This is a genomic window from Amycolatopsis sp. NPDC005003 (genome assembly GCF_053600695.1).
Window position 1 is genome coordinate 364,891 of sequence record NZ_JBSGAI010000002.1, and the last position, 19,771, is coordinate 384,661.

At 71.6% G+C, this 19,771-nt stretch carries 19 protein-coding genes; 7 read left to right on the top strand and 12 right to left on the bottom strand.

Annotated features, from left to right (window positions below; genetic code table 11):
- The first annotated feature begins 46 nt into the window (after positions 1–46).
- Positions 47–667, top strand: a complete 621-nt coding sequence (folE, locus tag ACWED2_RS04005) for a GTP cyclohydrolase I FolE (protein WP_449688941.1) — start codon at positions 47–49, stop codon at positions 665–667.
- A gap of 15 nt (positions 668–682) precedes the next feature.
- Here folE and ACWED2_RS04010 read toward each other — a convergent pair whose 3' ends face one another.
- The 5 genes from ACWED2_RS04010 to ACWED2_RS04030 all read right to left on the bottom strand — a co-directional run bounded on the left by ACWED2_RS04010 (position 683) and on the right by ACWED2_RS04030 (position 4,729).
- Positions 683–1,366 (bottom strand): TetR family transcriptional regulator, encoded by a 684-nt coding sequence (locus tag ACWED2_RS04010; protein WP_449688942.1) that lies wholly within the window; start codon positions 1,364–1,366, stop codon positions 683–685.
- Positions 1,367–1,445: 79 nt separating this feature from the next.
- Complete coding sequence (locus ACWED2_RS04015) at positions 1,446–1,952, bottom strand: hypothetical protein (RefSeq protein WP_449688943.1); 507 nt, start codon at positions 1,950–1,952, stop codon at positions 1,446–1,448.
- Between the two features lie 53 nt (positions 1,953–2,005).
- On the bottom strand, positions 2,006–2,665 hold the full coding sequence (locus ACWED2_RS04020; RefSeq protein ID WP_449688944.1) for a response regulator: 660 nt from the start codon (positions 2,663–2,665) through the stop codon (positions 2,006–2,008).
- Positions 2,662–4,164 carry a GAF domain-containing sensor histidine kinase gene (locus tag ACWED2_RS04025; protein WP_449689001.1) on the bottom strand — a complete coding sequence of 501 codons (1,503 nt, stop codon included), beginning with the start codon at positions 4,162–4,164 and terminating at the stop codon, positions 2,662–2,664. Before ACWED2_RS04025 ends, ACWED2_RS04020 begins: the two co-directional genes overlap by 4 nt.
- Before the next feature lie 166 nt (positions 4,165–4,330).
- On the bottom strand, positions 4,331–4,729 hold the full coding sequence (locus tag ACWED2_RS04030) for a pyridoxamine 5'-phosphate oxidase family protein (RefSeq protein ID WP_449688945.1): 399 nt from the start codon (positions 4,727–4,729) through the stop codon (positions 4,331–4,333).
- Positions 4,730–4,972: 243 nt separating this feature from the next.
- On the opposite strand from ACWED2_RS04030, the gene ACWED2_RS04035 reads away from it, so the two are divergent.
- From ACWED2_RS04035 to ACWED2_RS04050, 4 genes are all read left to right on the top strand, one after another.
- The gene (locus ACWED2_RS04035; RefSeq protein ID WP_449688946.1) at positions 4,973–5,587 is read left to right on the top strand and encodes a sigma-70 family RNA polymerase sigma factor; all 615 of its coding nucleotides are present in this window, start codon (positions 4,973–4,975) and stop codon (positions 5,585–5,587) included.
- A 492-nt stretch (positions 5,588–6,079) separates the two neighbouring features.
- A complete protein-coding gene (locus ACWED2_RS04040; protein ID WP_449688947.1) occupies positions 6,080–7,510 on the top strand; it encodes a DUF1996 domain-containing protein in 1,431 nt (476 codons plus the stop codon).
- 61 nt (positions 7,511–7,571) lie between these two features.
- Complete coding sequence (locus ACWED2_RS04045) at positions 7,572–7,922, top strand: MmcQ/YjbR family DNA-binding protein (protein ID WP_449688948.1); 351 nt, start codon at positions 7,572–7,574, stop codon at positions 7,920–7,922.
- Between the two features lie 95 nt (positions 7,923–8,017).
- Positions 8,018–9,067 (top strand): DUF2235 domain-containing protein, encoded by a 1,050-nt coding sequence (locus ACWED2_RS04050; protein ID WP_449688949.1) that lies wholly within the window; start codon positions 8,018–8,020, stop codon positions 9,065–9,067.
- 66 nt (positions 9,068–9,133) lie between these two features.
- Here ACWED2_RS04050 and ACWED2_RS04055 read toward each other — a convergent pair whose 3' ends face one another.
- The 7 genes from ACWED2_RS04055 to ACWED2_RS04085 all read right to left on the bottom strand — a co-directional run bounded on the left by ACWED2_RS04055 (position 9,134) and on the right by ACWED2_RS04085 (position 17,522).
- Positions 9,134–9,892, bottom strand: coding sequence for a hypothetical protein (locus tag ACWED2_RS04055; RefSeq protein ID WP_449688950.1), 759 nt, complete (start codon positions 9,890–9,892; stop codon positions 9,134–9,136).
- A 136-nt stretch (positions 9,893–10,028) separates the two neighbouring features.
- A complete protein-coding gene (locus ACWED2_RS04060; protein WP_449688951.1) occupies positions 10,029–11,468 on the bottom strand; it encodes a glycoside hydrolase family 3 protein in 1,440 nt (479 codons plus the stop codon).
- Between the two features lie 3 nt (positions 11,469–11,471).
- Positions 11,472–12,302, bottom strand: coding sequence for a carbohydrate ABC transporter permease (locus tag ACWED2_RS04065; RefSeq protein ID WP_449688952.1), 831 nt, complete (start codon positions 12,300–12,302; stop codon positions 11,472–11,474).
- Positions 12,299–13,285 carry a carbohydrate ABC transporter permease gene (locus ACWED2_RS04070; RefSeq protein WP_449688953.1) on the bottom strand — a complete coding sequence of 329 codons (987 nt, stop codon included), beginning with the start codon at positions 13,283–13,285 and terminating at the stop codon, positions 12,299–12,301. The genes ACWED2_RS04065 and ACWED2_RS04070 overlap by 4 nt, the downstream gene beginning before the upstream one ends.
- Positions 13,282–14,583 (bottom strand): sugar ABC transporter substrate-binding protein, encoded by a 1,302-nt coding sequence (locus ACWED2_RS04075; RefSeq protein ID WP_449688954.1) that lies wholly within the window; start codon positions 14,581–14,583, stop codon positions 13,282–13,284. The genes ACWED2_RS04070 and ACWED2_RS04075 overlap by 4 nt, the downstream gene beginning before the upstream one ends.
- Positions 14,584–14,884: 301 nt before the next feature.
- On the bottom strand, positions 14,885–16,684 hold the full coding sequence (locus tag ACWED2_RS04080; RefSeq protein ID WP_449688955.1) for a TIM barrel protein: 1,800 nt from the start codon (positions 16,682–16,684) through the stop codon (positions 14,885–14,887).
- Positions 16,674–17,522, bottom strand: a complete 849-nt coding sequence (locus tag ACWED2_RS04085) for a shikimate dehydrogenase (RefSeq protein ID WP_449688956.1) — start codon at positions 17,520–17,522, stop codon at positions 16,674–16,676. The genes ACWED2_RS04080 and ACWED2_RS04085 overlap by 11 nt, the downstream gene beginning before the upstream one ends.
- A gap of 116 nt (positions 17,523–17,638) precedes the next feature.
- Between ACWED2_RS04085 and ACWED2_RS04090 the strand changes: the two genes are divergently transcribed.
- Positions 17,639–18,283 carry a TetR/AcrR family transcriptional regulator gene (locus ACWED2_RS04090; RefSeq protein ID WP_449688957.1) on the top strand — a complete coding sequence of 215 codons (645 nt, stop codon included), beginning with the start codon at positions 17,639–17,641 and terminating at the stop codon, positions 18,281–18,283.
- A gap of 139 nt (positions 18,284–18,422) precedes the next feature.
- Positions 18,423–19,742 carry an MFS transporter gene (locus tag ACWED2_RS04095; RefSeq protein WP_449688958.1) on the top strand — a complete coding sequence of 440 codons (1,320 nt, stop codon included), beginning with the start codon at positions 18,423–18,425 and terminating at the stop codon, positions 19,740–19,742.
- Positions 19,743–19,771 lie beyond the last annotated feature (29 nt).

Genomic DNA, 19,771 nt, shown 5'->3' on the forward strand with positions numbered 1-19,771 from the left:
GAGGCTTCTAACGTCGGCCTGACTTGGTTTTAGAAGGAGGCACCCCGTGACCGTCGAACCCGTCAGCGCCCCGGTCCCGCTGCGGCACCTCGGTGTCGTCCACGACCGCGACGCCGTCGACCTGCACGCGGCCGAGCGCGCCGTCGCCGACCTGTTGCGGGCGCTGGGGAAGGACCCGTCGTCGGAGCACCTCGGCGACACCCCGCGACGGGTGGCCAACGCCTACGCGGAAATGCTGCAGCCGCGCGACTTCCAGCTCACGACCTTCCCCAACGACGAGGGCTACGACGAGCTCGTGCTGGCGAAGAGCATCCCGGTGCAGTCGCTGTGCGAGCACCACCTGCTGCCCTTCCGCGGCGTCGCGCACGTCGGCTACCTGCCCGGCGAGCGGATCCTCGGGCTGTCCAAACTCGCCCGGGTCGTCGAGATGTTCGCCCGCGACCTGCAGGTGCAGGAACGGCTGACCAAGCAGGTCGCGGACTGGCTGCAGGAGCACCTGGCCCCGAAGGGCGTCGGCGTCGTGATCGAGGCCGAGCACCTGTGCATGTCCCTGCGCGGCGTGCGGGCGAACGGCGCGCTGACCGTGACGTCGTCGCTGCACGGCCTGCTGCGGGAGGAACCCAAGACCCGGCAGGAGTTCTTCGCGCTGACCGGCGTGAGCGCCTGATGGCCACCAGCGAGGTCAGCGCGTGCCGGTCAACCCCGCCAAGCCGGTGTCGAGGAGCCGGGCCGCGCGCCGCACGTCGGCGCTGACCGACCGGCGGACCTGGTCCGGGGTGCGTTCGCCGTCGAGACTCCGGCGCAGTGCCGCGGACTGGACACCCCAGAGCCCGAGCAGCGCGGTCGCGGCGATCCGGCACTGCGGGTCGTCGGCGTCGCGGCCGGTCCGGGCGGCCAGCGCCTCGGCGGCCACTTCCTCCAGCTGCTCGGTCATGTCCCGGTGGTGCGCCCGCAGCGCGGGCGTCGACCGGACCAGCTCGGCGAACGCGCGGACCCGGGCGCTCGCCTCGGCGCGGTCCGGCTGGGCACCCAACCAGGACAGCAGGGCGTCCAGTTCGCCGTCCAGGACGTCCAGCACCGCTTCGACCGGGGTGCGGCCGGTCCGGGCCAGCCCCTCGCGCAGCGCGGTCATCGTGGCTTCGGGCCGGTCGAGGACGAGGGCTTCCTTGCTGGGGAAGTAGTTGAAGACGGTCTTCTCCGACACCTCGCAGGCCGCGGCGATTTCGGCGACGCGGACCGCGTCGAACCCGCGCTCGAGGAACATGGCTGTCGCGGTGTCGGTCAGCCGCCGGCGCAGCAGCCGCTTCTTGCGCTCCCGGAGCCCCTCCGTGCCGGGGGTTTCCCAATCGACCGTCGGCAAGCTCATGCGCCCACTGTAATGACGGCCCGCATCCGGCACTGTCCCGTCCGGACGATCACGCGCACTTGCCGAGCCGGCGGGCTGACTAGTCCTCGCGCCGGTGCCGCCCGCGCCGGACCCCGGCGAGTGCGCGCACCCGGGTCGCCAGGTCGCCCCGGCGCTCCCGGCGGGCGTACTCCAGCAACGCCTCCGCCTGGTCCCGCGGCAGCCAGCCGCGGTCCGCGCCCGCCTCCAGGCGCAGCAGGTGGGTCACCAGCTCGCGCGATTCCCCGTCGTGTTCGCCCGCGAGCTCCGCGAACCGGCGGGCCGCCTCCACCTCGCCGTCGCACCAGGCCGTCATCGCCAGCAGCGTCGCCGTGGCCGTCATGATGTCGCCGCGGTGGACGCCTCCCTCCGCCGCCAGGTGCTCCGCCAGCTGGAAGCTGCGCGTGCCGACGCCGCCCGCCCCCTCGCGGCGCACCGCGTCCGCCAGTGCCTTGATCTGCCCGGTGACATAGTCCTGCGTGACACAGTCCCCGCCCGACAACCCCGCCATGTCGTCCCCTCTGCCGGCGCACGCGAACTCGTGCGTCACCCGACAGGTGTACTCCATCGGCGGCTGGATACGTCGAACGCCCCACCGGTTTCGTCCGATCGGTCGGAAAATCAGCCCGATCGTCCGGGCTCGGCCCGCCGCTGGGACATGTACACCGCGGCCGAGGTGCGCCGCTCGACGCCGAGCTTGTGCAGCACCGAGGAGACGTAGTTCTTCACCGTCTTCTCGGCCAGGAACAGCCGCTCGGCGATCTGCCGGTTGGTCAGGCCCTCGGCCACCAGGTCCAGCACCCGCCGCTCCTGCGGGCTCAGCTGCTCGTACCGCGGGTCCGCGGCCGCGACGTCCTCGCCGCGCAGCTTGTTCATCACCGACGCGGTGAGCGTGGCGTCCAGCAGCGAGCCGCCGGCGGCGACCGTGCGGACGGCCTCGATCAGCGACCGGCCCGACACCTGCTTGAGCATGTACCCGGCCGCGCCCGCCATGATCGCGCCGAACAGCGCTTCGTCGTCCGAATAGGACGTCAGCATCAGGCAGGCCGGCGGCGGGTCCACGGTGGACCGGATCTCCCGGCACACCGCCACACCCTCGCCGTCGGGCAGCCGGACGTCGAGGACGGCCACGTCCGGGCGCGCCTGCGGGATCCGCACCAGCGCCTCGGCCGCCGTCCCCGCCTCCCCGACCACCTCGATGTCGGCTTCGGGCTCGAAGACGGTCTTCAGGCCGGTCCGCACCAGCTCGTGGTCGTCCAGCAGGAACACACCGATCGTCATCGTCCACTCCCCTGCTCACCCGTCATCGCGGGCAGCTCCGCCGTCCATTCCAGCCTTGCCCCGCCGTCCTCGCCCGCCGCCAGCACGCAGTGACCGCCCCACCGGGCCGCGCGCGAAGCGAGGTTGGCCAGGCCGCTGATCCGGCCCGCCTCCGCCGGCGGGCCCGTCCCGTCGTCGCGCACCACCAGCGTCAGCCGCCGGCCGAGCCGGTCCACGGTGACCTCGACCGACGACGACCTCGCTCCCGCGTGCCGCGCGACGTTCGTCAGCGCTTCCCGCAGCGACGCGATCAGGTCGGAGCGGACCGCGTCCGGCACCGCGGCGTCCAGCGGCCCGTCGAAGCCGACGCGCGGCTCGAAGCCGAGCGCGTCCCGGGCGTCCACGGCCACCCGCAGCAGCTCCGCACGGAGGCTGCCCTGCGCCTGCGCGGGTGCCTGGAGCGAAAAGATGCTGTTGCGGATCTCCCGGATCGTGCCGTCGAGGTCCTGGGCGAACCCGGCCACGCGGGCGGCGACCCCGGCGTCGGCGATCAGCCTGCTGACGCCCTCCAGCCCGAGCCCGGTCGCGAACAGCCGCTGGATCACCAGGTCGTGCAGGTCGCGGGCGATCCGGTCGCGATCGGAGAACACCGCCAGCTGCTGGCGCGCCTCCTGCGCACGGGAGAACTCGACGGCGAGCGCGGCGTGCCCGGCGAACGTCTCGGCCAGCTGGACGTCGGAGTCGGTGAACGGCGAGCGGTCGCGGAACTTCGCGACCACCAGCACGCCGAGGGTTTCCTCGCCGACGATCAGCGGGACCGAGATCGCCGAGTCGAGGTCCTTGATCATCGCGGGCAGCGGTCCTTCGTGGTTGCGCTGCTGCTCCTGCACGCGCTCGCCGTAGTCGCGCACGACGACCGGGCGCCGGGTCGCGAACGCCATCCCGGTGGCGGTGCCCTCGATCGGCACGGTCAGGCCGGTGAGCCGGTCGGCGTCCTCACCCGGCGGCTCGACGACGTCGAACACGAGCCGGCCGGGACCGTCGGGCCGGGCGATCGCCCCGGCCGTCCCGCCGGCGACGACGCGGGCGCGCTCGGCGACCAGCCGCAGCGTGGCCCGCAGGTCCTGGGCCGCGAGCAGGGCGCGGGTGACGTCGTAGGACGCCTCGAGCCAGCGTTCGCGGCGGCGCATCTGGTCCACCAGCAGCGCCTTCTCGACGGCCATCCCGGTGGCCGCGGTGAGCGCGCCGAGCACCTCGCGCTCGCGGCGGCCGAACTCCCCGCCGGCCCCGGGCTCGACGGTCAGCGTCCCGTACGTCTGCGGTCCCGCGCGGACCGGCAGCTCGACCGCGCCGGCACCGAGCGGGCCCCGGCCGTACTCGGCGGTCCCGCCCTCGGCCAGCGCCAGCCGGCCGCGCCGGGCGCCGAGCAGCTCGCAGACCACCGTCACCGCGCGGTCCAGCAGCGACGGCAGCTCCAGCTCGCGGGCGATGCCGCCCACCGCCGCCAGGATCGCCGGCATGCTGATTTCGTCCGCCACTTCCCGTCGACCCCGTCGGTTCCGCCGATATCCCGGGCCTGCCCCGGGCCGTCAAGGGTCCCACAGGTCACTGCCCGTGTCGGCCCAAGCCGGTTGCTCCATCCGGTGGGTCGATGACGGGCGTCACTCCGTTACGGCGATCGGGAGCTCACTCCGCGTGGCAGGCGAGGCGGTGACCACTGATGGTCTCCGCGGGGACGCGCAGGAACCGGTGGCCGGCGCGGGCGGGCGCCGGGCAGGGGCAGCCGAGGTCGACGGCCACGGACTCGGTGGCGCGCCCCAGCAGGCTGACGTACCAGCCGGCGCCCATGTCGGCGGCGAACTCGTCGACCTCGAAGGCGACGACGGCGTCGCGCGCGCCCGCGTACAGCGGGCTGCCGGGCGGGACGGCGAACACCACGGCGTCGTCGACGACCGTGAAGCGCACCGGACGCACGGCCGGCATGGCCCGGTGGGTGTAGATCACCCGTCCGAGGCTCGCCGTCCGCAGCAAGGCGAGGCACTGCTGCCGGTCCAGCAGCAGCCCGAAGCCCACGTCGTCCACCATCGCGTCCCTGTGTTTCTCCTGTGATTTCCCCGGCCACCAGCGTGATCGGCTCACCCGGTCCGCCGATAGGGCCGTTCGGCCCGGCCACCTCGGGCGGCGGCGGACAGGCACAGCCGGCCGGTGCGGACCAGGGCCGGAAGACCTGGTTCGGGACGGCCGCCCGGCCGGTGCGGCGGCCACGCGCAGTCACCTAGCGTCGTGACCGTCCGTTGCGATCTTCACGAAAGAGGGGGTGAGGGCCCGATGCCGCCGCACTCCGCCGAGGGTGGTTCCACGCCCGCGGCGACCTTCTCCCTCGACCCCGCGCTGGTCCGGTCGGCGGTGCAGGGCAACCACGCCGCGGTGGCCGGGCTGCTGCGCGCGCTGCGCCCGATCGTCTTCCGCTACTGCCTCGGCCGGCTGCGCACGTGGCAGGACGGTTCGTCGGACGCCGAGGACTGCGCGCAGGACGTGCTGCTCGCGATCGTCGGCGCCCTGCCGGGGTACCGCCTCGAACCCGACGGCTTCGTGCCGTTCGTCTTCGGCATCGCCGCGCACAAGGTGTCCGACTTCCACCGGCGCCGGGCCCGCGACCGCACCAGCCCGGTCGCCGAGCCGCCGGCCGGCCGCTCCGGTGGCCCGGACCCGACGGGCGACGAGGTCGAGCGGTCCGCGGCGCTCGACTGGTCGTCCGGGCTGCTCGACACGCTCCCGCCGCGCCAGCGCGAAATCCTCGTGCTGCGCATCATCCTCGGCATGACGGCGGAGGAGACGGCGGCCGCGGTCGGCCTCGGCAGCGCGGGCGCGGTTCGCGTCGCCCAGCACCGTGCCCTCGCGACCCTCCGGCGGAGTCTGAACGCGCACAAAGAAGCGTCCTGACGGCTTTCCACGGGCCGCCGCCGTGAATGGGAAATCGAGGCCGCCATTCACGGATTGCCCGTCAATTCACCGCGACGGCGGGCTGCGGGCATTCCACCGGTCTCACCGAGGGATACGGCTGCCGGTTCACTTCGGTTCAAAGTTTTTTCCGGTGGCACGCCCAACCGAGACAATCCCCAGGTCAGGACCTTCTTCCACTACGTAAACGCGAACCCGGCCTGACGGGTTGTAACTGTCGAAAAGAACTTCTTGCCCGGTGTCAAGCGACCGTGTAGCTTCCATAACGGAACGATAACCAGCCGGTTGACGGCGCGGCCACGGGCAGGTGACCGCGCACCCCACTGATGTCGGGTCAGTGGACCAGCCGGGCATCGTGCCTTGCCGACACATCGAAGAAACCCGTGACAGAACCCCGCCTGATCGGGACGAGCCTGGGCTCGTTCCGGCTCAGTGTCGCGCGTTCCCGCCAGCCCGACACCGGAGGATTTTCCCATGTCCCGCACCCAAGGACGGCATCGCCTTTCCCGCCGGACGAAGATCGCGACCGGCGGCCTCGCCCTCGCGATCGCCGTCGGCGGCATCGTCGTCGCGACGACCACCGGCCACACCGGTGAAGCCAGCGCCGACGAAGCCAACCCCGCGTTCTTCGTCGACATCCTCAAGGTGAAGCCGAACCAGTTCGACCCGCGCCCGGTCAGCGGCGCCGCGACCGGCACGTTCACCGTCGACTGCGGCCGCAACGAAAACCAGCACTTCAACCCGGACAACTTCATCGCCCAGCCCGGGGTCCGCAACGGCGCCCAGCACCTGCACGACTACGTCGGCAACCTGTCGACGAACGCCGACTCGAACAACAAGAGCCTGGTCAAGGCCGGGACCACCTGCCGCAACGGCGACAAGTCCGCCTACTTCTGGCCCGTGGTCCGGATCGACACCGGCGAAGAGGAGAAGAACGAGCCCGCCAAGAAGCCCGACGGCGACCGGGCGCAGGCCGACCGCGAGGCGAAGACCGTCCAGGTCGCCTGCCCGGACGTCGCCAGCAAGCTCACCGACATCCCCGACCAGGCCATGGCCGAGGTCGACAGCAACCTGGACCAGCTCGACACGCAGGCCGACGAGGCCAACCAGCGCATCGCCGCGACGCAGGGCCAGGGCGGCCAGGACTTCGTGCGCAACGCGATCCTGGACCCGCTGAAGGACCGCCGCAGCGCCATCATCGACCGGATCGCCACCGCCATCGGCCGCTTCACGCAGAAGCCGGGCGACCTCGGCGGCCTCGCGCCCTGCTCGACGAAGCCGGGCAAGGACACCGGAACCCCGACACCGCCCCCGAGCACCACGGCCGGCGGCGCGCTGCCCGGGCAGGACGAGAACAACGAGCTGCCCGGCAACGACGGCAAGATCCTGCGGCCGCAGCGGGTGCAGATCACCTTCCGCGGCAGCCCGGTCGGCAAGGTCGTGGCGATGCCGCGCTTCCTGCGCGTGCTCTACGGCGACGCGAAGGTCTCGACCAACGGGCCGGCCAACGCCAAGGCGAGCTGGACGTGCACCGGGTTCGAGAACCGCCTCACCGACAAGTACCCGATCTGCCCCGACGGCAGCAAGGTCAAGCGCGTCCACACGTTCCCGAGCTGCTGGGACGGCAAGAACACCGACAGTGCCAACCACCGCACGCACATCGTGTTCCCGGACCGGTTCGGCCGGTGCGGCAACGGCTTCAAGGCGGTGCCGCAGCTGCAGATCTCGCTGACCTACGACATCCCGCACGACATCCAGGTCAAGAAGCAGTACAAAGTGGACGCTTTCCCGCAGGAGAAGCACAACCCGCTGTCCGACCACGACGACTTCGCGAACGTGATGTCGCAGCGGATCATGAACGGCCTGGTGAACTGCGTGAACCGCGGCCGCACCTGCCGGGCGTGACGGGCGGACCGGCGGCGCACCCGGGGATGGTGCGCCGCCGGTTCCGCGCGAGAATGGCGGCATGGTCACCGGTGACGAGGTCCGGGCGTTCGCGGTCACCCTCCCGCGCGCCTACGAGGCGGTCGTGCGCGACCGGATCAAGTTCCGGGTGGGACAGATCGTGTTCGTGGCGCTGTCGGCGGACGAGACCCTGATGGGCTTCGCCTTCCCCCGGGAACAGCGGGACGCGCTGATCGCCGCCGAACCCGGCAAGTTCCTGCTCCCCGAGCCGTCGGACCTGCGCTTCCGGTGGCTGCGCTGCCGCCTCGCCGCGATCGACGCCGACGAGATGCGCGAGCTGGTCGTGGAGGCTTGGCGGATGTGCGTGCCGAAGAAGGTCGGGGCCGCCTACCTGGAGACCCACCCCCTCTGACGACCTCCGAAACGTCACCTTTCCGGGTGGCCGCCACGGCGTAACGCGGCACCCCCCGACTGCGACTCACGAGGGTCCGGATCCGGGGAGGAAACATGGCGAAACGCCTGGTGATCTGCTGCGACGGCACTTGGAACACCCTCCGCCAGCCGGCTCCGACGAACGTGGGGCAGCTCCAGGCGGTGGTGGCGCCCGCCGACCCGGCCGGGGTGGAACAGCGGGTGTACTACTGCGAAGGGGTCGGCACCGGAAAGCTGTGGGACCACCTCACCGGTGGCGCGTTCGGCGTGGGCCTCTCGAAGAAGGTGCGGGGCGCCTACCGGTTCATCGTCGACAACTACGAACCCGGCGACGAACTCTTCTTCTTCGGCTTCAGCCGCGGTGCCTACACCGCGCGCAGCACCGTGGGCTTCATCCGCAACTGCGGCGTCCTGCGGCCCGGCGAGGTGGGCCGGATCGAGGACGCCTACCGGCTCTACCGTGGTCAGGACAAGAAGACCACCGGCCCGGAGAGCCCGCGGGCCCGGGAGTTCCGTGCGGCGTACGCCCACGAAGACCGGACGCCGATCCGGTTCGTCGGCGTCTGGGACACCGTGGGCGCACTGGGTATCCCGCTCAGCGGCGGCCGGGTGCTGCACCTGCTGAACAAGCGCTGGCAGTTCCACGACACGGAACTGTCGTCGATCGTGCAGTCGGCGTTCCAGGCACTGGCCGTGGACGAGCACCGGAAGTCGTTCGTCCCGGCCGTCTGGAAGCCGTCGGACCGGCCGGACGGGCAGGAACGCGAACAGGTCTGGTTCGCCGGCGACCACTGCGACGTCGGAGGCGGCCATCGGCAGCGGGCGCTGTCGGACATCGCTCGGTCATGGATGGCCGACTGCGCCGAGAAATGCGGCCTCGCCTTCGAGAAAACCGCCTTCGCGCACCTGGCCGCCCGCGACGAACTCGGCGAACTGCACCCATCGCCCGCCAAGTTCTTCCGGTGGTTCGGCTCGATGGACCGCCCCCTCGGCGGGGTGGACCCGGCAATGGAGTTCGTGTCGTCCTGCGCGGTGAACCGCCGTGACCGGATGCAGCCACCGTACCGGCCCGCGAACCTGCTCACCTACCTGGCGGATCCGGGACACCAGATCAAGAAGGTGTGACCGCCGAGCACGCGAACGAGCCCCTGTCCGGGGGAGGTGGACAGGGGCCCGTGCACGGTCAGCGCGTCAGTGGTTCACCTTGAACCACGGCTGCGCCCAGCCGAGGTAGGTCTGGCCCCACTTCTGCTTGATCTCCGCGATCGTCGTCTTGGTGTAGGTGCCCGCGCCGTGGATGTCGTTCGACAGGAACTCGCCGCCGCCGATCGAGATCATCGTGTGGCCGGCACCGCTGCTCTTGAAGAAGGCGAGCCCGCCGGCCGGGACCTGGTAGTCACCCGCGTGCTTGTACGAAGTCGGGATCTGGGTCCAGTGGATGTAGGCCGTCTCCGAGCCGGACGCGGAGAAACCGTAGTTCTGCGCGTTGATCCGGTCGCACCAGCCGTCGTAGGAGTCCTTGTTGTCGGTGTGGATGCGGGTCTTGGCGTAGGCGACCGCTTCGTCACAGGTCCGGTGGTCGCCGAGGCCCGCGGTGGAGCAGGTCAGGGTCGAGCCGGCGCAGTCCGGGGCGACCCGGCCGTCGGAGCCGGTGTAGACGTAGGCGTCGCTGACGTAGCCGTCGCCGACCTTGTCCCAGATGTCCGAGGTGCCGTACTTGCCGTCCACGGTGGAGCCGTTGGTCTGGCAGGTGATGGTCACCGCGGTGCCGTCGGCGATGCTGCCGACGGCGCCCGCGGTGGCGCTCGGGCTGGACCGCACGGTCAGCGCCGCGCCCGAGTCGGTGTGCACGGTGCCCGTGGCCGCGAACGCCGGGCTCGCCCCGACGACCGCGATCGTCGCGGCGATGCCGGCCACCCCGGCCAGCCGCTTCACGATCCCCAAGTTCATTCTTCCGTCCTCCAGTTTTCCGGTGTGGGGACAGAATGGGGACCGCTGGTACAAGCCCCGTACAAACCGCGGCCGCGGTTCTGGAGATACGGCAAAGCGGACGAAACCCCGGCAGAATTGCGGGGTTTCGTCCGGTTCAGGCCAGATATTCCGCCGCGGCGCGCAGGCTCACCCAGGAGCCGCTGAAGGTGTCGATCCGCGGGCCGGTGCCGCCACCCGGGCCGGGCACACCGGTTTCCACGCGGATGAAGTCCACCGCCGACAACGCGTCGAGCAGCGCGCGCACCTCCGGGTGCCGGTGCGCCTCCCGCGTCACCACGACGACGCTCCGGAAGTCCCGGGCCGCTTCGAGCACCGCCGCGGCGTCGTCTGGCGTCGCGGTCACCACCCGAGTGCCCGGCACGAGCTCGGCCAGGTGCGCGCCGAGGCCCCACGGCATCGGCCCGGCCGCGATGGTCGGTTCGGTCTGGACGTCGACCACCAGCGGCGGCCCGGCGAGCCGCGGCTCACCCCGCACCCGGAGCGCCTTGCGGGCCGCTTCGAGGCCGAGCCGCCGGTCGACCGGGCCCACCGAAGCCGGCGCCGGATCCGTCCCGAGCGCCGCCGTCCGCGAAGCCGCTTCCGCCAGCCGTTCCAGGGGCAGCTCCCCCGCCGCGACCGCGGCCACGATCGCCGAGACGCAGGCGTCCAGGTGTTCGGCCTCGAAGGCCGCGCCGCCCAGGCACAGCGCGTCCGCCCCCGCGGCCAGGGCCCGCACGGCCGAGCGGCCGAGGCCGTCGTGCCGTCCGTACGCCCCCGACACCGCGCCCATCTCCAGGGCGTCGGTGATCACCGCGCCGGTGAAGCCGAGCTCGCCGCGCAGGACGTCGGTGAGCGCGGTCCGGTTCACCGTGGCCGGCTCGTCGCCCCAGGCCCGGACGACCAGGTGCCCGGACATCACCGAGCGGACCCCGGCCCGGATCGCCGCGGCGAACGGGACCAGCTCGATCGCCCGCAGCTCCTCGACGCTGCGCGGCAGCACCGGCAGCGCCACGTGTGAGTCCTCGGTCGCCGCACCGTGGCCTGGGAAGTGCTTCGCGCACGCCGCGACGCCGTACTTCTGCAGGCCGGTCACGTACGCCGCGACGTGCGGCGACGCCTTCGCCGGGTCGGACCCGAACGCGCGGACGCCGATGATCGGGTCCTCGGCGGCCAGGGTCAGGTCCGCGCAGGGCGCGAGGTTCACCGTGACGCCGCAGGCCGCGAGCCGTTCGCCGAGCGCGGCCGCGACGGCCGTCGTCAGCTCCGGGTCGTCGGCCGCGCCGAGGGCGAGCGGACCCGGCACGAACGACCCGGTGTTCACGTCGAGGCGGGTGACGTCGCCGCCCTCCTCGTCGATGCCGACGACCACGCCGTCGCGCTCACCCCGCAACTGCGCGGTCAACGCCGCGACCTGCTCGTCGTCCACGACGTTGCGGCCGAACAGCACCACCCCGCCCAGGCCGTCAGCGACCCGGCGGCGCAGCCAGTCCGGGGCGGTCGTGCCGGCGAACCCGGGCAGGAGGACGGCTTCGGCGAGCTTCTCGGGTGAAGACAACGGCTACCCCTTCACGGCGCCGGCGGTCGCGCCGGACACGAGCTTGCGTTGCACGAGCAGGAAGAAGATCAGCGCCGGGATCGCGTAGATGACCGACGCGGCCATGACGCCGCCCCAGTCGGTGGCGAACGCGGTGCGGAACGACGCCAGCCACACCGGCAGCGTCTCCTTCGGCTTGTCACGGATGAACACCAGGGCGAACAGGTACTCGTTCCACGCGGTGATGAAGCTGAACACCGAGGTGGTGACCAGCCCCGGCCCGAGCAGCGGGAGCGTCACCCGGCGGAACGCGCCGGTCTGGCTGCAGCCGTCGATCATCGCGGCCTCTTTCAGCTCGTACGGGATCCCGTTGACGAAGCCGTAGAGCATCCAGACCGTGAACGGCAGCGTGGTGGCGAAGTAGATCAGCAGCAGCGACGGCAGCGTGTTGAGCAGCCCGGCGTCCCGCATCAGCAGGAACAGCGGGATGAACAGCGCCGACACCGGCGCCAGCTGCGCCACCATCACCAGCACCAGGAAGCCCTTGCGGCCGGTGAACCGCAGCCGCGACAGCGGGATCGCCGCCAGCGTCCCGGCGACCAGCGCGCACAGCACCGACCCGACGGTGACGATCAGGCTGTTCATCAGGTAGACCGGGAAGTTGTCCTTGCCCAGCGCGGTGGCGAAGTTGCCGAACGAGAACGACGTCGGGATCAGGTCGTACTTGGGCGAGAGGATCTCGCCGGGCGACCTGAGCGACGTGACGAACATCCAGTACGTCGGGAACGCGATCGCCAGCGCCACCAGGACGCCGACGACCGACAGCGCGATCCGCTGCGGCAGCGATTTCCTCACTTGAGATCACCTTCCGGGGTCCGGACGAGCAGCTGGATGTACCGGCCGGTGATGAGCGCGAGCACGATCAGCATCAGCGTGGCGATCGCGCCCGCCGCGCCGAAGTGGTTGCCCGCGATGCCCTTGAGGTACAGCACGACGGCCAGCGTGGTGCTCCCGCCGTCCGGACCGCCCTCGCGGATCGCCCAGATCTGGGCGAAGGCGTTGAAGTCCCACAGCACCGACAGGAACGTCACCATGGTGGTGATCGGCCGGATGGCGGGCCAGGTGACCGCGCGGAACGTCTGCCACGGACCGGCGCCGTCGATGCCCGCGGCCTCGTACTGCTCGCGCGGGACGCCGATGATGCCCGCGTACAGCGAGAACGTCACGAACGGCACGGCCTGCCACACGATGAGCAGGCCGATCACGGTCAGCGTGCTCGCGCCGCTGGAGAACCACGAGAACCCGATGAAGCCGTGGAAGCCCAGCCGGTCCAGGGTCTTGTTGAGGATGCCGTACTGCTCGTCGAAGATCCACTGGAACACCGTGGTCGTGGCGATCACCGGCGTGGCCCACGCCAGGACCAGCGTCACCTGCACCATGATCCGCACGACCGGGCCGAGGTGGCGCATGAGCACCGCCAGCAGCAGGCCGCCGAGGATGGTGGCGGCCACGATGGCGGCGGTGAAGACCAGCGTCCGGACGGTGATGGTCCAGAACTCCGGGTCGGACAGGGTGTTCGTGTAGTTGTCGAAGCCGATCCAGATGGTCTTGCCGGAGACGAGCTGCCCGATGTCGAGCTTGCGGAAGCTGATCGCGAGCACCTGGACCAGCGGCCAGGCCAGCAGGACCAGGATGGCCGCCAACGCGGGGAGCAGCAGCAGGTACGGGAGCACCCGGTCGCCGAACCGGCCCCGCCTGCGCTTCTTGACCCGGGTGTCGCGCGGCGATGCCGGCGGGGTCGCCCCCGCCGGCATCGTCACATTCGCGGTCGCGGTCATCCGCCGATGAGCTTGTTCAGCGCTGCGTTGGCGTCGGCGGTCGCCTGGTCGAGCGTCTTCTTGCCGGTCAGGTACGCGGTCAGCATGTCCTTGACCGGGTTCTGGCCGGACTCCACGTCACCCCACTTCGGGCTGGCCGGCACGGCCTTGCCGTTGGCCGAGGCCTTGGCCATCACGCTGCCCAGTGGGTCCTTGTCCAGGCCGGTGAGGTCGGTCGACGTGCCGGGCACGACGCCGGCCGCGGCGAGCTGGCTCTGGTACTTCGAGCTGGAGAGCAGCTTGATGTACTCCTTGGCGGCGGCCACGTTCTTGCTGTTGGCCGGGATCGCCAGGTTGGAGCCACCGAGGAAGACCGGGGCGCTCTGGCCGGCGGTCTTGCCCGGGATCGGGAAGGCGGCGGTCTTGTCGGTCAGGCTCGCGTCGGTCTTGGCCGCGGTCGCCAGCTCCCACGGGAGGCCGATCATCATGGCCACCTTGCCGGCGCCGTAGACGGTCGCCTGCTGCGGCTTGGCCTCGTCGGCGTCCTTCGGCGCCTTGGTGCCGGAGGTGTCGACGAGCTTCTTGTAGAACTCCAGGCCGGCCTTGGCCTCGGGGGTGTCCAGCGTGGCCTTGTAGTTCTTGCCGTCGGCCTTGGCGATGTCACCACCGTTGTCCCAGATGAACGACAGCAGCGCGTACCAGTTCTGGCCCGGCATGTAGAGCGCCTGGAAGTCGGGGTCGGAGCCGAACTTGGTCTTCAGCTTGCCGATCGCGTCGATCCACTCGTCGTTCGAGGCCGGCGGCTTGGCGATGCCGGCCTGCTCGAACATGTCCTTGCGGTAGATGACCTCGCGGTTGGCCGCGTAGAACGGGATGCCGTAGGTCTTGCCGTCGTAGCTGCCGGAGTCGGCGAGACCCTTGAGCCACTGCGCGCCGTTGAAGCTGTCCTTGTCGGCGGTCAGGTCGGTCAGGACGCCGTCCTGCGAGGCGAACGCGGCGGTCTGCGTGTTGCCGATCTCGATGACGTCCGGCGGCGCGCCGCTGGCCAGCGCGGTGGTCAGCTTCTGCTGGATGCCGTCCCACTGCTGGACTTCGTACTTGACCTTGACCCCGGGGTGCGCGGCCTCGAACTCCTTGTTGAGCGCGTCGGTCAGCTTCTCCGGCGCGGAGCCGGTCATCAGCCAGACCGTGACGGTCCCGCTCAGCGGTGCATTGCCGCTCGACGAGGCCGCGGTGTCCGAGCCACCGGAGCCCGCGCAGCCCGCGGTCGCGAGCGTGAGTGCGGCGGCGCCCGCCGCCAGCTTGAGCCAGCGTTTCACTCGATGCCGTCCTTTCCATGCCCGGCCACCGCGGCCGGACGCCCCAAATGGTGTAGACCAATGTTGGGGTTAGAGTGGTACGTACCACAGGCCCTGTCAAGGCGGTTGCCGGAACGTTGTAAACGCATGCGAGGAGTAGCCGGGTCGTTACGCGCGACGGGAGGGGCGCGCCAGAAATCGTCCGGATAGGAAGGCGTCCCGGCCGTTTTTCACCGTCGGGGCACCGGATTCCGGTGCGCCCGCGGTGACCTGCCGCGACGAAAACCGCCCCGGGAAAGAACTTCCCGGGGCGGTGATGGGGTCAGGCCGGCGTTTTCACCGGTGGGGCCGCATGTCGGCGAGCGCGGTGGGCGGCCATCCGCACCGGTGCGTTGGCCACGCCGAAGCCGCGGTACCCGCCGATCCGCTGCACCACCTCGAAGAACACCCGCGCCCCGGCCAGTGCGGTGTAGAAGTGCAGGAACTCCCCTGCTTCGTCGCGGTCGTAGAGCACCGAGTGCTCCCGCAGCGCGGCGAGCCGTCCCGGCGGCAGCTCCAGCCGGGCTTCGAGGTCGTCGTAGTAGTTGCCCGGGATGTCCAGCAGCGGGGCGCCCGCCGCGCGCATCGCCGCGGCCGCGGCCAGTGCGTCCGTGCAGGCGAACGCCACGTGCTGCGGTTCGGGGACCGCGGGCGCCCATTCGCCGCGGCGGACCACGGCCGCGTCCAGCGTCAGCCGGACCGCCCCCGCCGCCATCGAGCGGCTGCGCACCAGCCCGAACGGCGCGGCGAACTCCGTCACCGGCGACGGTGCCAGCCCGAACACCGAGCGGTAGAACAGCGCCGCCTCCTCGAAGTGGTCGAAGGGCTGGGTGAGCGCCACGTGATCGATTCCGACGACGCCGGCGCCGCCTGCCGTTTCCCCGGTCGGCACGAAGTCGTCGCGCCAGTCGTCGCCGCAGAGGAACACCTGGGTGCCGTCCGGCGCCGCGAGCGACGCCAGGTCCGCCTCGTGCGGGCCGCGCACCCGTGGCAGGACCGGCGCCCGCAGCGCTTCGGCCCGGCGCGCCGAGCGGACCGGGTCGGTACTGGCCAGCGCGACCGCGCCGACGGCACCGTGCGCCCCGCCGCCTTCGTTGACCACCACCCGGGCGTCGCCCTGCTCCCACAGCTCGACCGGCTTGGTGCGGTGCACGCCGGTGCGCGCGAACCCGAGGCTCGCGAGGACGCGCCCGCCGCCCGGGTCGGTGACGACCTCGGCGAACGCGTGCCCGGTCAGGGCCGGCGCGGCCGGCAGGTCGAGCACGCCGAGGGATTCCTGCAACGCCAGCAGCGACCGCAGCGCGTCGACCGCCGCCGGGCGCGGGTCGGCCTGGCGGAACACGTCGTTGAAGACCTCCAGCGACAGCGGCCCGCGGTAGCCCGCCGCGAGCACGTGCCCGGTGAACGCGGTCAGGTCGAAGTCGCCCTGGCCGGGGAAGAGCCGGTGGTGGCGGCTCCACGGCAGCACGTCCATCGGCAGCTCGGGCGCGTCGGCGAGCTGGAGGAAGAAGATCTTGTCGCCGGGGATCGCGCGGATCGGCGCCGGGTCGTGGCCCTTCGACAGGATGTGGAAGCTGTCCAGGCAGACGCCGAGCGCGGGGTGCGCGGCGCGGCGGACGATGCGCCAGGCGTGCTCGTACCCGCTGACGTGCTTGCCCCAGGCCAGTGCTTCGTAGGCGATCCGCAGCCCGCGCGACGCCGCGAGGTCGGCGAGGGCGCGCAGCTGTTCGGCGGCCAGTTCGTCGTCGTCGATCGCCTCCGGCGAGACCGACGAGCAGACCAGGATCGTGTCCGTGCCCAGCTCGGCCATGACGTCGAACTTGTACGCCGCCCGGCGCAGGTTGGCCCGGTGCAGGTCCGGCGGCACGGCTTCGAAGTCGCGGAACGGCTGGTAGAGGTCGATCGACAGGCCGAGGTCGGCGCAGCGGCGGCGGATCTCGGCGGGGCTCGACGGGGAGACCAGCAGGTCGTTCTCGAACAGCTCGACGCCGTCGAACCCGGCCGCCGCGGCCGCGGCGAGCTTGTCCTCCAGGGTGCCGGAGAGGCAGACGGTGGCGATCGCGGTGCGCGGTTCAGGCAGCACGGGCGGCCTCCCCTTCCAGGGCGTCGAAGTGGCGCAGCATCCGGGCCGGGTCGGGCTCCGCGCCGGTGAAGAGCCGGAACGATTCGGCGGCCTGCAGCACGACCATGCCGCCGCCGTGCAGCACCCGGCAGCCGCGGGCGCGGGCGGCGGCCAGCAGCGCGGTCTCCAGCGGCCGGTAGACGATGTCGGCGACCCACAAGTCTTCGTGCAGCAGCTCGGCCGGGACCGGCGAGCCGGGGTGGGCGGCCATGCCGGTCGGCGTGGCGTGCACCAGCCCGTCGGCGTGCGCGAGGGCGTCGGTTCCGCCGGTCTTCGCGCGGCCCGGGCCGAACTTCCGCTCCAGCGCCTGGACCAGCCGGGCGCTCCGGATGCCGTCGACGTCGTGGACCGTGACGCGCCCGGTGCCCAGCGAGAGGAGCGCGTGGGCGACCGCGGCCCCCGCTCCCCCGGCGCCGAGCAGGACGACGTCGTCCAGCCGGGCGTCGGGCAGGCCGCGGGTGAGGCTGCGGGCGAACCCGGTGGCGTCGGTGTTGTGGCCGACGGCGCGTCCCCGGTCGAACACGACGGTGTTGACCGCCCCCAGGGCGGCGGCCTCCGGTGAGAGCTCGTCGAGGTGCGCGACGACGGCCTGCTTGGCCGGGTGGGTGACGTTCAGGCCGTCGAAGCCGGCGAGCCGGGCGGCGGCGAGGACGTCGGCGACCGGGCGGCGCAGCACGTCGAGGTCGAGCAGGCGGTAGACGTAGCGCAGGCCGAGCTCGTCGGCCTCGCGTTCGTGCAGGGCCGGGCTGGCGGACGGCCCGATGCCGGTGCCGACGAGTCCGATCAGGTAGCTGGTCACGCGTCGCCCTCCGGCCGCTAATGTACGAACTAGTACGTTCACAGTAGCGCGGCGTCCGTCCCGGCGGAAGGGCTGGACTAGAGTGGGGGGCGTTCACCTGCAGCGGAGGGAGCCCGGTGGCCGCACCATCGTCGGAGGCCGAGCGCCAGCGCGACAAGGAACGGACTCGCGCCGACATCCTCGCGGTCGCCACGCGGGAGTTCGCGGACAAGGGCTACACCGGCGCCCGCGTCGACGAGATCGCCGCCCGCACCAGCACCACCAAGCGGATGATCTACTACTACTTCGGCGGCAAGGAACAGCTCTACATCGCCGTCCTGGAGCGGGCGTACTCCGCGCTCCGGGCCTCGGAACAGCAGCTCGACGTCGAACACCTCGAGCCGGAGGACGCGCTGCGGCAGCTGGCCGCGCTGACGTTCGACCACCACGAGGCCAACCCGGACTTCATCCGGCTGGTCAGCATCGAGAACATCCACCACGCGGAACACCTCGCGCAGTCGGAGATCCTGACCGGACTGGCCGACCCGGCCCTCGGCGGGATCACCCGCATCCTCGAGCGCGGCCGCGAGGCCGGCCTGTTCCGGGCGGACGCCGACCCGCTCGACGTCCACATGGTCATCAGCTCGTTCTGCGTGTTCCGGCTGGCGAACCGCCACACGTTCCGCGCGATCTTCGCCCGCGACCTGCTCGACCCGGCCCGGCGCGAGCACTACCGCACCATGCTGGGCGACTTGCTGATCGAGTACCTGACGGCTCGCTGAGCCCCGCACCCACCCGGCGAAAAAGGATCTCTTGACACCCGGCGCCCCGGTCTCGCACTCTCTATTAACTAACTAGACCGTACATTGCTTCTCCGCCGAACTCTGCGCAACGAAGCACGGACGTCAGGAGATCGTGCCCGTGACCGGATCGATGCCCCGCAAGGCGGCGCTGGCCGCCTGGATCGGCAGCGCACTCGAGTACTACGACTTCTTCATCTACGGCACCGCCGCCGCGCTCGTGTTCGGCAAGGTGTTCTTCCCCGCCTCCTCCCCCGCCACCGGCACCCTGCTCGCGCTGGCCACCTTCGGCGTCGGCTACCTCGCCCGGCCGGTCGGCGCGTTCGTGCTCGGCCACGTCGGCGACCGGTTCGGCCGCAAGCGCGTGCTCGTCTTCACCCTGCTGCTCATGGGGTTCACGACGTTCTGCGTCGGCTGCCTGCCGACGTACGCGAGCGTCGGCGTCCTCGCCCCGGTCCTGCTGGTGGTTCTCCGCCTGCTGCAAGGCCTTTCCGCGGCCGGCGAGCAGGCGGGCGCGAATTCGATGTCGCTGGAACACGCCCCGGAGCACCGGCGTGCCTTCTTCACCAGCTTCACGTTGAGCGGCACGCAGGCCGGCCAGATCCTGGCCACCGCGATCTTCCTCCCGGTCGCCGCGCTCCCGGCGGAGGACCTGCTGTCCTGGGGCTGGCGGCTGCCGTTCTGGGGCAGCGCGCTCGTGGTGGTCGTCGGCTTCGTGATCCGGCGCAAGCTCGACGAGACGCCGGTGTTCGCCCGCACCGAGGTCGCGAAACTGCCGGTCGTGTTGCTGTTCCGCCACCACTGGGGGGACGTCCTGCGCGTGATCGCCGCGGCGACCATCGCCTCGGTGAGCACCATCTTCACGGTTTACGCACTGAGCTACGCGGTGAACACGATCGGCCTGGCCCGCGCCCCCATGCTCTGGGTCGGCGTGCTGGCGAACGTCGTCGCGCTGGCGGCGATCCCGCTGCTGGCCCGGCTCGCCGACCGCATCGGGCGCAAACCGGTGTTCATCGCCGGCTGCCTGGCCTGCGGGCTGCTGATCTTCCCGTACCTGTGGTCCATCTCGATCGGCTCGTACGCGCTGTTGTTCGTGCTCGGCATCGTGCTGTTCGGCGTGGCGTACTCCGGGGTCAACGGGGTTTGGCCGGCGCTGTACGGCGAGATGTTCACCGCCCGCGTCCGCCTCTCGGGAATGGCGATCGGCACCCAGATCGGCTTCGCGGTGGCCGGTTTCGCCCCCAGCATCGTGGCGGCGATCGGCTCGGGCAAGCAGGACTGGCTCGGCGTCGCGATCTTCACGGCGGCGGTGTGCGCGGTGGCGGCCCTGGCCGCGGCGACGGCCCGCGAGACGTACCGGGTGCCGACCGCGCAACTGGGCGCCAAGGCCCACCACGCCGACTCACCGTCCAAGGTGACGACTTCTGTGGTCGAGGGCTGACCGGCTCTGCTCGTAACAGCCGGTCCTGC

Bases quoted from the DNA above. Each gene is read 5' to 3' on its own strand.
- ACWED2_RS04010 (WP_449688942.1), bottom strand. From the start codon at position 1,366: ATGAGCTTGCCGACGGTCGATTGGGAAACCCCCGGCACGGAGGGGCTC.
- ACWED2_RS04015 (WP_449688943.1), bottom strand. From the start codon at position 1,952: ATGGAGTACACCTGTCGGGTGACGCACGAGTTCGCGTGCGCCGGCAGA.
- ACWED2_RS04020 (WP_449688944.1), bottom strand. From the start codon at position 2,665: ATGACGATCGGTGTGTTCCTGCTGGACGACCACGAGCTGGTGCGGACC.
- ACWED2_RS04025 (WP_449689001.1), bottom strand. From the start codon at position 4,164: ATGCCGGCGATCCTGGCGGCGGTGGGCGGCATCGCCCGCGAGCTGGAG.
- ACWED2_RS04030 (WP_449688945.1), bottom strand. From the start codon at position 4,729: ATGGTGGACGACGTGGGCTTCGGGCTGCTGCTGGACCGGCAGCAGTGC.
- ACWED2_RS04035 (WP_449688946.1), top strand. From the start codon at position 4,973: ATGCCGCCGCACTCCGCCGAGGGTGGTTCCACGCCCGCGGCGACCTTC.
- ACWED2_RS04040 (WP_449688947.1), top strand. From the start codon at position 6,080: ATGTCCCGCACCCAAGGACGGCATCGCCTTTCCCGCCGGACGAAGATC.
- ACWED2_RS04045 (WP_449688948.1), top strand. From the start codon at position 7,572: ATGGTCACCGGTGACGAGGTCCGGGCGTTCGCGGTCACCCTCCCGCGC.
- ACWED2_RS04050 (WP_449688949.1), top strand. From the start codon at position 8,018: ATGGCGAAACGCCTGGTGATCTGCTGCGACGGCACTTGGAACACCCTC.
- ACWED2_RS04055 (WP_449688950.1), bottom strand. From the start codon at position 9,892: ATGAACTTGGGGATCGTGAAGCGGCTGGCCGGGGTGGCCGGCATCGCC.
- ACWED2_RS04070 (WP_449688953.1), bottom strand. From the start codon at position 13,285: ATGACCGCGACCGCGAATGTGACGATGCCGGCGGGGGCGACCCCGCCG.